Source organism: Bacillus sp. SRB_331, from assembly GCF_003264175.1.
Classification (GTDB): domain Bacteria; phylum Bacillota; class Bacilli; order Bacillales; family Bacillaceae_G; genus Bacillus_A; species Bacillus_A mycoides.
Genome location: NZ_NADV01000064.1, coordinates 18,274 through 29,903, shown reverse-complemented (window position 1 = coordinate 29,903; position 11,630 = coordinate 18,274). Strand labels below are relative to the sequence as shown.

General features: G+C 34.4%; 16 protein-coding genes and 1 pseudogene. 8 read left to right on the top strand and 9 right to left on the bottom strand.

The window, feature by feature from the left end; translation table 11 throughout:
* Positions 1-36 precede the first annotated feature (36 nt).
* From B5P42_RS32185 to B5P42_RS29665, 3 genes are all read right to left on the bottom strand, one after another.
* Entirely contained in the window at positions 37-186 is a 150-nt protein-coding gene (locus B5P42_RS32185) for a hypothetical protein (RefSeq protein ID WP_000743737.1), read from the bottom strand.
* Between the two features lie 18 nt (positions 187-204).
* A complete protein-coding gene (locus tag B5P42_RS29670) occupies positions 205-378 on the bottom strand; it encodes a hypothetical protein (RefSeq protein ID WP_000343684.1) in 174 nt (57 codons plus the stop codon).
* Positions 379-454: 76 nt separating this feature from the next.
* A complete protein-coding gene (locus B5P42_RS29665) occupies positions 455-1,813 on the bottom strand; it encodes an MATE family efflux transporter (RefSeq protein WP_113735919.1) in 1,359 nt (452 codons plus the stop codon).
* A gap of 182 nt (positions 1,814-1,995) precedes the next feature.
* Here B5P42_RS29665 and uppP point away from each other — a divergent pair, with 182 nt between their 5' ends.
* The gene (gene uppP / locus B5P42_RS29660; RefSeq protein WP_002086752.1) at positions 1,996-2,787 is read left to right on the top strand and encodes a bacitracin resistance undecaprenyl-diphosphatase; all 792 of its coding nucleotides are present in this window, start codon (positions 1,996-1,998) and stop codon (positions 2,785-2,787) included.
* A gap of 194 nt (positions 2,788-2,981) precedes the next feature.
* Positions 2,982-3,446 (top strand): SRPBCC family protein, encoded by a 465-nt coding sequence (locus B5P42_RS29655; RefSeq protein ID WP_002126258.1) that lies wholly within the window; start codon positions 2,982-2,984, stop codon positions 3,444-3,446.
* Between the two features lie 39 nt (positions 3,447-3,485).
* Here B5P42_RS29655 and B5P42_RS29650 read toward each other — a convergent pair whose 3' ends face one another.
* Together B5P42_RS29650 and B5P42_RS29645 are read right to left on the bottom strand one after the other, a co-directional pair.
* Positions 3,486-4,073: a thioredoxin family protein gene (locus tag B5P42_RS29650; RefSeq protein WP_088292765.1), complete on the bottom strand. Its 588-nt coding sequence runs from the start codon at positions 4,071-4,073 to the stop codon at positions 3,486-3,488.
* Positions 4,074-4,106: 33 nt separating this feature from the next.
* Positions 4,107-4,537: pseudogene (locus tag B5P42_RS29645) on the bottom strand (regulatory YrvL family protein).
* Positions 4,538-4,699: 162 nt separating this feature from the next.
* On the opposite strand from B5P42_RS29645, the gene B5P42_RS29640 reads away from it, so the two are divergent.
* Together B5P42_RS29640 and B5P42_RS29635 are read left to right on the top strand one after the other, a co-directional pair.
* Positions 4,700-5,119, top strand: a complete 420-nt coding sequence (locus tag B5P42_RS29640; RefSeq protein WP_002166098.1) for a MarR family winged helix-turn-helix transcriptional regulator — start codon at positions 4,700-4,702, stop codon at positions 5,117-5,119.
* Positions 5,120-5,272: 153 nt separating this feature from the next.
* A complete protein-coding gene (locus B5P42_RS29635; protein ID WP_000184933.1) occupies positions 5,273-5,428 on the top strand; it encodes a hypothetical protein in 156 nt (51 codons plus the stop codon).
* A gap of 22 nt (positions 5,429-5,450) precedes the next feature.
* Here the strand turns inward: B5P42_RS29635 and B5P42_RS29630 are convergent, their stop codons facing one another.
* Positions 5,451-6,686, bottom strand: a complete 1,236-nt coding sequence (locus B5P42_RS29630) for a dicarboxylate/amino acid:cation symporter (protein WP_113735918.1) — start codon at positions 6,684-6,686, stop codon at positions 5,451-5,453.
* A gap of 1,004 nt (positions 6,687-7,690) precedes the next feature.
* On the opposite strand from B5P42_RS29630, the gene B5P42_RS29625 reads away from it, so the two are divergent.
* Entirely contained in the window at positions 7,691-9,034 is a 1,344-nt protein-coding gene (locus B5P42_RS29625) for a TrkH family potassium uptake protein (RefSeq protein WP_044437938.1), read from the top strand.
* Positions 9,035-9,068: 34 nt separating this feature from the next.
* Here B5P42_RS29625 and B5P42_RS29620 read toward each other — a convergent pair whose 3' ends face one another.
* Positions 9,069-9,443: an imidazole glycerol phosphate synthase gene (locus B5P42_RS29620; RefSeq protein WP_080118818.1), complete on the bottom strand. Its 375-nt coding sequence runs from the start codon at positions 9,441-9,443 to the stop codon at positions 9,069-9,071.
* 172 nt (positions 9,444-9,615) lie between these two features.
* On the opposite strand from B5P42_RS29620, the gene ytfJ reads away from it, so the two are divergent.
* Together ytfJ and B5P42_RS29610 are read left to right on the top strand one after the other, a co-directional pair.
* On the top strand, positions 9,616-10,023 hold the full coding sequence (gene ytfJ / locus B5P42_RS29615; protein WP_002064435.1) for a GerW family sporulation protein: 408 nt from the start codon (positions 9,616-9,618) through the stop codon (positions 10,021-10,023).
* A 108-nt stretch (positions 10,024-10,131) separates the two neighbouring features.
* Positions 10,132-10,221 carry a hypothetical protein gene (locus tag B5P42_RS29610; RefSeq protein ID WP_000608225.1) on the top strand — a complete coding sequence of 30 codons (90 nt, stop codon included), beginning with the start codon at positions 10,132-10,134 and terminating at the stop codon, positions 10,219-10,221.
* Between the two features lie 428 nt (positions 10,222-10,649).
* Here the strand turns inward: B5P42_RS29610 and B5P42_RS29605 are convergent, their stop codons facing one another.
* Positions 10,650-10,889 carry a YkuS family protein gene (locus B5P42_RS29605; RefSeq protein WP_002011725.1) on the bottom strand — a complete coding sequence of 80 codons (240 nt, stop codon included), beginning with the start codon at positions 10,887-10,889 and terminating at the stop codon, positions 10,650-10,652.
* Positions 10,890-10,975: 86 nt separating this feature from the next.
* Positions 10,976-11,215 (bottom strand): DUF3911 family protein, encoded by a 240-nt coding sequence (locus B5P42_RS29600; RefSeq protein ID WP_016119885.1) that lies wholly within the window; start codon positions 11,213-11,215, stop codon positions 10,976-10,978.
* A gap of 59 nt (positions 11,216-11,274) precedes the next feature.
* Between B5P42_RS29600 and B5P42_RS33200 the strand changes: the two genes are divergently transcribed.
* Positions 11,275-11,472 (top strand): hypothetical protein, encoded by a 198-nt coding sequence (locus B5P42_RS33200; protein WP_016119886.1) that lies wholly within the window; start codon positions 11,275-11,277, stop codon positions 11,470-11,472.
* Positions 11,473-11,630 lie beyond the last annotated feature (158 nt).

The window sequence follows — 11,630 nt, the reverse complement described above, 5'->3', positions numbered from 1 at the left end:
CCATGATTCGGGGTACAGTTCAGAAGCAGAGGGACTTTAAAGATTTTCATTTTGTTGACCAAGTTCTTTTTGAGCAATGTATAAATTTCCTTGCTCAACTTGTTTCAGTGTATGAACAGAATCTCCTGCATATCCTTTTTCTGTTTTAACAGTTCTTTTTGAACGATTTGAATCTTGTTTCTTCATATAATAGACCACCCTTCCTTAAAAATAGACGAAAATGATGAGCACGAGTAATACAGCTGCGAAAATGGTAATGCCCATTAAAAAAGAAGTGTTTTTATATTTAGGTGGCTTATGTACATCTTGCCGATATCCAGGTGAAATTTCAGGGGCGAATTCTTCATCGAATGATTGTTTCTTTTGTTTTTCGTCCATATGTATCCACCTTTCTTTTTCATTATGTTACACGTTACAAGAAAAAATATGCATGAAGAAAACAGCCGCTATATCATTAGCGGCTGCTTTGCGTTGTATATTTTCTTTGTACTTGAAAGAGACGGATAAGCAGGAAGGTTGCTCCAAATGCTAGACCGATAATAAGACCGATCCAATAACCTTTTGCTGCCCAGTCAGTATAAGTTGCTAGCATGTAGCCAAGAGGTAGACCTATTACCCAATAAGCTATTAATGTCATAATTAAGGCAACATTTACGTCTTTATAACCACGAAGTGCTCCTTGTACTGGAGTTGCAATCGCATCTGAAATTTGAAATAAAATCGCGAATATAAGAAATTCTTTAGCTAAATGATGGACATTTGCATTTGTCGTATAAATAGAAGCAATTTCATCATCAAAGAAATAAAGAAGGATTGAATATAAAAGAGCGAAAGCAAGGGCTAACCCAATTCCGATAAATCCATATTGTTTCGCATTATTGTATCGTTTTGCTCCAACTTCAAATCCAACGGCTATCGTCATTGCCATTGCTAAACTTAAAGGAGTCATATATAACAAGGAAGCAAAGTTCATAGCTGCTTGATGTGCTGCTATTGTTGTCGTACTAAAATTACTCATCATAAGTGTTACCGCAGCGAAAATACTCGTCTCAAAAAAGATAGCAAATCCGATAGGGACGCCAAGTTTCAGGAATTCCTTCCAGATTGTAAAGGAAGGGCGGTATAACTGTTTAAAGATATTGAAAGAAGCGAAAGGCTCTTTCGTACGAATAATAATAACCGTAATAATTAAAATACACCAATAGGTTGCTGCAGAAGCGATTGCCGCACCAACACCACCGAGTTTTGGAAAGCCAAAGTGACCAAAAATTAATAAGTAATTTAATACTACATTAATTGGTAATGATAGTAATGTAATAATCATCGTTGTTCGAGTTTTTCCTAATGCATCAATAAATCCACGTAAGACGGTGTAAGTAAATAAAGGGATAATTCCAATCGCGATAATAATTAAAAATTGTGCTGCAATACGTTCCACGGGTTCTTCTAATTGCATGCCATTTAAAATAGGTGAAACAGCGAAGAATCCGATAAGGATAACAACGAAACTAGCACAAATTGCTAAATATACTGCTTGTATGACAATGTGGGGAACGTCCTCCTTTTTCTTTGATCCAACGAGCTGTGCAACAATAGGAGTAGTAGCCATTAAAATTCCTGTTAAGCCGGTACTAACGGGAAGCCATATACTTGTTCCGATAGCAACACCCGCTAAATCAATAGGACTCGCATGTCCTGACATTGTCGTATCAAAAAAGCTCATCGCAAATAATGACATTTGCGTTACAAAAATCGGGAAAAAGAGTAGTAAAAATTGCTTTAACTTTTGTGAGAATGAAGTAGTTTCTTTCATAAAATCCCCTTTCAACGTAAAAAACAAACTCTTATTATCATACAATTTAATCAAAAAATAGAAAAGAAATAAGCGTATACAACAAATGAAATCAATAAAAAAAGGATGCACTTTGAAAAGGGATAAGGTATTATGATAAGGTGTGAAAAAATTACATATTCGTTATTAAGGAGGCACTACTTGTGGCTGATTGGTTAATTGGATTAATCATGGGTGCTGTTGAAGGTTTAACAGAGTTTTTACCAGTATCATCAACAGGACATATGATTTTAACAGGACACTTAATTGGATTTGAAGACGATAGAGCGAAAGTTTTCGAAGTTGTTATTCAGTTGGGATCGATTTTAGCAGTTGTTGTTATATTTTGGAAACGTTTATGGTCATTAGTTGGAATAGGGAAAGTAACTGATGGACCATCTTTAAATTTATTACATATTATTATCGGGATGATTCCTGCCGGCATACTCGGCGTACTATTCCATAGCGCAATTAAAGAAGTTTTATTCGGTCCAGGACCGGTTGTTATTAGCTTAGTAGCTGGTGGTATTTTAATGATTGTTGCTGAGAAGTTTTCAAAACCAAGTACAGCAAGAACGTTAGATGAAATCACATATAAGCAAGCATTTACAATCGGAATGTTCCAATGTTTAGCACTTTGGCCAGGGTTTTCTCGTTCTGGATCAACAATAAGTGGTGGTTTATTAGCACGTGTTTCGCATACAGCGGCAGCGGAATATACATTTATTTTAGCGGTGCCAATGATGGTAGCTGCAAGTGCCTTAGATTTAATTAAAAGCTGGGATATATTAAGCGCGGCTGATATACCGTTATTTGCAACTGGATTTATTACAGCATTCGTTGTTGCGATGCTTGCAATTGTTTCATTCTTAAAATTATTAGGTCGTGTAAAACTAACACCGTTCGCTTACTACCGTTTCATTTTAGCTGCGGTATTCTATTTCTTCATTATGTAAGTATAAAATATCAGCAATACCCTATAGAATAGACTCTTGAAAAAAAGTCTACTCTGTAGGGTATTTTTTTATAGAGAGAGAAAAATGAAACTTTTACCTTCAATTACTTGTATTTCACCATGTGAAATATGCCATAATGATTTCGTTATAATAATTTTAAGGAAATCGATAGGGTATTTGAGAGGAGCAATTTAGTGAGTTTTGCAATAGAAATAGTAATTCCAGCACCAATTGATGTTGTATTTGATTATGTACACAATGACGAGAAAATACTAGAATGGAGTACCTTTATGGTAGAAAATAGGTATCCTTCAAATATAGATGTTGAAAACCCTCGTGAAGGTGACAAATATATATCTGTACAAAAGATGGGGAAGAAAATATATGAATTTGAGGCGGAAATTTTAGAGTATGATGAACCGTATATCGTTTCAGTTGGATGTGAGATGAAGCAAGGTTATACAGCTGCAACTTATATGTTAGAAGAGGATGAAGAAGGTACATCGCTTACTTTAATCGTAGAATTTGAACCGAAGAATTTTTTATATAAGATTATGTACAAGTTGACTGGGTGGATGACACGTGGAATATACATGGGTGAAATGGAACGTTTAGCAGCGTGCGTAGATGCTGTATATTCTCAGAAAAAAGGATTATAATTTAGTAAAATAAAAAACATGCCGAATTCGGCATGTTTTTTATTTTACTACTTTTTCAATCATGCTTTCCATTACATGTTCCCAAAGAGAAGTATCATCAGCTAATGTAGCACGGAAATTAGCATACATTTCTTTTTGTTTCTCTTCGAATGTTGGATCTTCTTTTTCAGGTAATGTAGCGCGCATTGAAGTTACTAATTCTTGTATTTTTGGAGCTCGTGGTCCAAAGACGGCTTGTTCATTTCCGTCTTTATCAATGAAAATAAAGATTGGAATCGCACGTGCTGTTCCGTTTGTTAAGTATTGATCCATTAACTCTAAGTTTTCATCGCGAATTAATAAACGCATATCAATATTTGCAACTTCAGAAATTCGTTTCATAACAGGTACACATAAAAGAGCATCGCCGCACCAATCAGCTGTTAATACGATAACACGCCAGCCATCATTTTGGCGTTCTTCTAATATAGGAAGTAATTCATTTGGAATTAAAAAGTTATTGTAAATGTGTAGTAGCTCGTATTGGTTTACTTTCATTTCATTCACATATGTATCAAAGGACATGCCTTTATCAGCCCATTGTAGTAAGTTCATAAGTAACACCTCTTTAGTATGATTTATTTTTATTGTACCAATTTTTATATAGAAAAGCTTGTATTCTTACTCTTTCTTATCACTAAATAATTTATTTAGTGTGTAAAGGAATAGTGCGACACATAATTCAGCTATGTTGGACATTTGTACACTCTCTATCCAGTCATCGGCGGTATGTATGACAAACCAATCTAACGTAATTTCAATTATAGAGAGCAGAGCAATTGAGAGCCAATTGGGCATACTTGTCATCATTGGATGTAGGAGCACTTTAAAGAAAATGAATATAAAATATGTAATACCATCTAATAAAATAATAAGTAAAAAAAGAGTAGTAGAGCTGTTCTTGATGAATATTCTATACCTGTAATTTGAAAGATTCCTACATATACAAAGAATATAAATGCAAAGAATATAATGAGAATAAGAATAACAACACTAATAATAATAGTCTTATCTTTTAGACTGAGATTAGAAAATTTGTCTTCTTCACTCATTATCCCAACTCCTTTTTCTGGAAAATCAATTTCATTGTACCATGAAATATCTATTAAAAAACTACGAATTATGGGAAAATAAGGTGACAAAAAGTAAGATTTCATGTAAAATTATTAATAAGGTTTTTATTTAACTAAATGAAATAAAAGGGGCTGTCAAAATTGTCTCAAAATCGAGAACAATTAATGGAAGAACTATCGACAAATGTTTTTGCAATGTTTCGCACGTTGCGTAATGATATTGGAAAAATATTTGGTGGTTACATACCGTGGAATGAGTTCATCGTCCTTAGAATATTGAATCGTACGAATAAAGAAATGGTATCACGTGTAGCGAATGAGTTAAATGTGTCGAATAGTCATATTACAGCTGTTACAGAAAAATTAATTAATAAAGGTTTTGTAACTCGTTCACGCTCTACGTCAGATCGCCGAGTTGTATATTTGGAGATTACAGAACAAGGGAAAGATTTAGTGGCGAAAATGGAAGGTGAGAAAAAGAAATATTTACAAGAAAGATTTTCCGCACTTTCAGAAGATGAAATGGATATAATGATATCTATTTCTAAAAAACTTATTTAAATAATTACAAATAAGAAAACGCTTACCTAATGAAAAAGAAGACCTTCCTCATATATGGAAGGTCTTCTTCTGTGTGTAATAGATGATAAAAAATAAAATGTGTATGAAAAAAGATAGAGCGCCATACTACTAATAAAGGAAGGAGGTAGAAATATGACGAATCGTAATGGTAGTAAAGGTAGCGGAAATCAAGGTTCACCGAAATCAGGGCAATTCCAGCAGGAGTTTAGTACTGAATTTGAAACAGGTAATGATAATAAAGGAAAAGAATATCGTTCGAAAAAAGGAAGCAAATCAAAAAAGGAGTGAAATAATTCACTCCTTTTTTGATTTAAGATGCTGCCGATTGATCTGTATTATATTTTTCTTCTGATTTTGCGACAATCATTGCGCAAATTGCATCACCGGAAATATTTACAGCTGTTCTAGACATATCTAGGATGCGATCAATACCGATAATTAAAGCAATACCTTCTACTGGTAGGTTTACTTGATTTAAAACCATCGTAAGCATTACAAGTCCAACACCTGGTACACCAGCAGTGCCGATACTAGCTAGTACAGCAGTTAATACGACCATGGCTAATTGTGCTAATGTAAGTTCAACTCCGTACACTTGAGCGATAAATACAGTTGCCACACCTTGCATAATGGCAGTGCCATCCATATTAATCGTTGCACCTAGTGGTTGTACAAAAGAGCTTATCGCTTTTGGAACTCCAAGTTTTTCTTGTGCGGTTTTCATAGCAAATGGAAGAGATGCATTAGAGCTAGATGTACTAAATCCAATTGCCATTACCGGTCCGAAATGTTTAAAGAAACGAATAATACTTTCTTTTGCCAATACCTTTAATAAGCCGCCGTATACGAAGACACCGTGAATAATGAGTACCAACATAACGACAATCATATACTTGAACATCGCAGAGACGCCTGCAAGACCCATTTTACCAACGGACGAAGCGAGCAACCCGAATGTTCCGATTGGAGCTAATTTCATGACGAGATTAACAAGATACATCATTAATTCGTTGCCCTGTTCAAGTAATGAATGGATACCTTGAACTCGTTTTCCTAAAACAGCTAAACCGAGTCCGATCAATGCGGCAAAGGCAATGATTTGTAACATGTTACCATCAGCCATCGCTTTTGCTGGGTTATCTGGCACGATGTTAAGTAGTGTGTCGATGAAAGATGTTTCAGTTTTTGCACCTTCATACTTAAGCCCGTCTGTTTTAAAGTTACCACCAGCTCCTGGTTTGATGATAAGTGCAAATGTAACCGCAATAGAGATGGCAACTGCTGTTGTTACGAGAAAGAATGAAATTGATTTTAAGCCGATTCTTCCAAGCTGTTTCGGATCTCCAAGACCAGCAGCCCCAAGTACGATAGAAATGAATACAACAGGAACAACTAGCATTTTAATGAGGCGAATAAATAATTGACCAAGTGGATTGAACACATATTGATTTAATGGCTCAAAAATGGATGGAGCAGCTAAATTTAAAGTGAGTCCAACAACTAGACCGAGAAATAATGCAACTAAGATTGCCTTTGTTTGTTTCAATAAAAGCCCCCCTTATTTTTGTAAAATTACTTTCTAAATTAATTGTACCGAAAAAATGCCTATTTTGACAGTATTTTCTGAATGTTTTGTATCTAAATATTTGTTTGAATATGGATAGATCAATTTTGCTGAGATAAGCGAAGAGAGTTAAATTATGTATGTGGAAAACAAAATAGACCATCACATGATGGCCTAGGGAAGGGGACAATTTATATCAATTTAATTAGGGATGGAAGCTATTCAAAGACACTGGGGAATGTCTTATAAATTAGGGAGGAACAGCTTCGATACATATACTATAAAAGATAGATATGAACATAGAGTGAAAGAGAGAGGGAGTTTTAAGTAAGAAGAAAGAGAGAATAAAAAAATAAGACCATCACATATAGGATGGTCAAAGGAAGGGGACAATTTATGTCAATTTAATTAGGGATGGAAAGCTGTTCAAGACACTGGGGAATGTCTTATAAATTAGGGAGGAACAGCTCCGATACGTATACTATAAAAGGTAGATGTGATCCTCGTGTGAACATGGAGTGAAAGAGAGAGGGAGTTTCAAATAAAAGATAGAAAGAATAAAAAAATAAGACCATCACATATAGGATGGTCAAGGGAAGGGGACAATTTATGTCAATTTAATTAGGGATGGAAAGCTGTTCAAGACACTGGGGAATGTCTTATAAATTAGGGAGGAACAGCTCCGATACATATACTATAAAAGGTAGATGTGACTCTCGTGTGAACTTGGAGTGAAAGATAGGGGAATTTGAAAAAGGATAAAATAGTTGTTGTAAGAGTTATAGTATAAGTGGAGATATAATAGAAAATATTCTTTTGTAAAACGATAGGAGTCTGAATATAAATAAAAGTTGAAATCTATGAAAAAAAGGATTATGCTCAACTATATTATAAGAATATAAGGTTTATCCCGCTACTTGTAGGCTCTTAAAGAGTCTTTATTTATGAGGGGATAAAAGCTTCACTTGATAAAGGGAGTTAGTGATATGGAAGTAGCAAAAAAACAAGGGTTGTATAATCGTTTTATACGATTGAATCCACCACAAATTTTAGCATTAGGCTTTTTTTGTTTAATTGTGGTCGGAGGATTGTTATTAAAGTTACCGTTTGCAACGAAAGTACATATTAGTTGGGTAGATGCTTTCTTTACAGCTACGTCGGCAGCGACTGTAACCGGTTTAGGTGTTGTAGATACTGCGAGTACGTTTACGATGTTTGGTGAAATTGTTATTATGTTTTTAATTCAAACGGGTGGTCTCGGTCTTATGACGATAGCCATTTTAATTGTTTGGGTATTAGGGAAAAAAATTGGTTTACGCCACCGATTATTAATTGGAGAAGCATTTAATCAAACAAATATTGGTGGTCTTGTGAAATTAGTAAAACGTGTTTTTATTTTTTCTATTTGTATTGAGCTAATTGGAGTTATCTTTTTATCGATTCGCTTTATTCCAGAGTTTGGTTTTGGAAAAGGTTTATACTATAGTATTTTTCACGTTATTGCGTCATATAATAATGCCGGCTTTGCGCTTTGGCCAGATAATTTAACAAGATATGTAGGAGATCCTATTATTAATATTGGGATTTGTTCTTTAATTGTAATAGGAGGGTTAGGATTTACGGTATTAATTGATATATGGTATAGCCGTAGTTTCCGAAAATTATCACTGCACTCCAAAATCATGATTGTTGGAACGATAGCACTTAATGTTATTGCGATGATTGTGATTTTTGTATTGGAATATAATAATGTGAAGACTTTGGGGCACTTATCTTTAAATGAAAAATTATGGGCTTCGTTCTTCCAAGGAATTACACCTCGTACAGCTGGTTTTAACACGGTAGATTATGGGGGGATGGAAGAGTCATCGATACTATTTACGATGGTATTAATGTTTATTGGTGCGGGAAGTGTATCGACAGGCGGTGGAATTAAGTTAACGACATTCGTTATTTTAATTACATCAGTTCTTTCTTTCTTTAGAAAGAAAGAGAATTTTGTTTTATTTCAGCGTACGATTAAAATGTCGACAGTAACGAGAGCGTTAGCAATTGTCGTTGCTAGTCAAATACTTATTTTTACAGCGGTATTTGTATTAATGCTTACAGAAGACTTCAGTTTTATTCAGTTATTATTTGAGACAATTTCAGCGTTTGGTACAGTAGGGTTAACAATGGGGATTACTGCGAAGCTATCGGCATTTGGAAAATGTATTATTATGTTTGTTATGTTTTGTGGATTAATCGGACCGTTAACACTTGTGTTCTCTTTGGCACGACCAGCAAAACAAAAAATTAAATATCCATCAGAAGATGTATTTACAGGATAAGGTATCCCGCATAAAGCGAGATACCTTTTTCTTTTTAAAAAAGAGAGAACAATAAACCAATAAGCGCCACTCGGAATAAAATCGCAATGAGTGCAGCGATACCACCCACAATGGCAGCGGTACCGCCAGTTACAGTAGCCCCGCGATTATAAGCGTAAATACCAAGTAGAACAGACACAAGACCAAATAGTGTTGGGAATGTGAATAATGATAATATTGCTAAGGCAAGAGCAATGAAACCAGCAGTCGATCCAGCTGCAGACGATCTTACCTCAGCGTTATCTTTATCATCATAATCGATATGCTGTGGTGCAACTTCAGCTGCGTATTCTTCTTTATAATCACTATCTATTCGATCTCTTTTTTTATATTCATCAAATTTCTCAGTCAAAGTAAGGACTCCTTTCATAACAAGGTTCAATAGTAGTATGTATCTCTTTTCCCTTTTTATCCGAGCATGTACAGGGAGTAATATCCAATTGGAAAGTGGAAAATGTTTTTTCAAAATAGGAAAACTTAGTATGACTTCCTCTATTTTGGAAAGTATAAAAAAGAATAATGAGGAAAGGGTGTAGTACATAATGGAACATCCAATTGAAAATTTAATGAAAACAGCAATGACAAATTTAAAAGAGATGGTAGATGTAAATACGATTGTTGGAAGTCCGGTTTCAACAGCTGACGGAAATGTAGTATTAACAGTATCTCAAGTGGCTTTTGGTTTTGGAGCTGGTGGAAGTGACTTTAAAGGGGATTTTATTTCTGAAAAACATAACGGCGGACAAGGGCAGCATAAAGAGAACAGGCAAAGTCATCCATTCGGAGGCGGAAGCGGGGCTGGGGTTTCTATTAGCCCAGTTGCTTTTTTAGTAGTTGGTTCTAACGGTGTGCAAGTGTTGCATCTCAATAGTAGTACACATTTAATTGAAAAAGCGTTAAATACTGTGCCAAGCACTGTGGATAAATTTGTGAATGGTCGCCAAAAGTGAACTTGCATTTTTTAGGAATTATGATATATTAGAAAAAGTGCGCTTTATGACGATCGGAATAATTGAACTGTAAATATATATGATGTGTGGAATAAGGGAGAGGAATTTATGATTAATATCAAAAACTTAGTAGTTGGCTTATGTATGTTAGTAAGCGGTTTTGTTGTATATGTAATAAAAGAAAAAGCTCCATTCTAAAACAGACAAACCGTTAATGTCTGTTTTTAATTTGTAAAAAATGTTGACAAGTTATTGTATTGGTGTTAGAATTTTAATTCGTGTCTCGGTTAAAGCTAGTGTAAAGTAAATAAATCTTATGAATATAATACGAAAAGTTTGCGAAAGATCGGGTAGTCTTACCAACAACTTTTGTGAACAAACCCTATAAATTGTATATGTAAGCTTTATATGTATACTAGTGAATCAAGGAGCGGTCAGTGGAACCGTAATGATGAGAGAGAGGTAGGGCTTTCATCCAGTATATGTTACTTTCCCGTTAGGTGAATATAAAAAAGAGGGCTCCTTTTGAAAAGGAGCCCTCTTTCTATAAATAAATTGAAACTATAATCAGTGGAACCATTCTATTCCCTTTACATGTTAGCTCACAAATAATGTGATAAAAATGATTAAGTGCGGTTTTCAACTTGCTGACAAATTTCATCTGTTGTTAAACCATGTGCTTTAATTACAGATCCTTTTATCGATGTATCTGCAATGCCCATCATATTAGAATCTTGCCCGGTTACAACGCAACAATCACACCCATGTGCATCATTTTCAGAGTTAAGTGAAACGACTTCATGTCCTTGTTGCTGAAGAGCTTGTTGAACATCAGTTAAAGAGTTCTCAACACCAATTCTAGCCATAATTTTCACCTCCTACCATCTAGTTGCTAGTATGCTCAAGTTCATAGCATATATTTATGAAAAGATGGTAGGAAGAGAATATTTGTTTAGTCGTTATATACACCAGTAAGCATTTGACTTACGAATTGATCGTTTAATGTATCTTGTGCTGAACTGTTATTAGACTGAATATCGATTGAAGCTGTGTAGTTGTTATGTTTTTTGCTATGTGGTTCTACTTCAACGTAATTATCGAATTTACAAAAACCTTTCGTATCCATTAAATCAAATAATTGAAGCATTTCTACTACCTCTTGTCTCGTTCCTTTAATTTGTACACACGCCATTGTTATTTCCTCCTTCAATTTGACAAATTGTTTTTTAAAAATAGGATTATGATTACTAAATGAAAAATATGAATGTTATTTTTAGACAGCGTTATTTTTGTTATTTTCCCCCTTTTTCACCAAAAGTCGTTGTATATTACCGGATTTATAAAATCGGACGTCCGTTTATTGAATACAATAGATTCGTATCAATTGGCGAAAACCCTTCTTTTAAACAAATATTTTTTTTAGTAGAATTTGACGAAAAAAAATTTTGACTTTTTGTAAACGTTAACAATGTTATTAAATCAATATAAACAAAGATGTACGTACGATTAAAAATTAAAAATTTTCTAAAAATTCACTTGATTTATTTAAAAAGGAGAGTAGACTAGGAAACAATAAAAAACTCATAGAACATAGGGGGCGCTTTCAA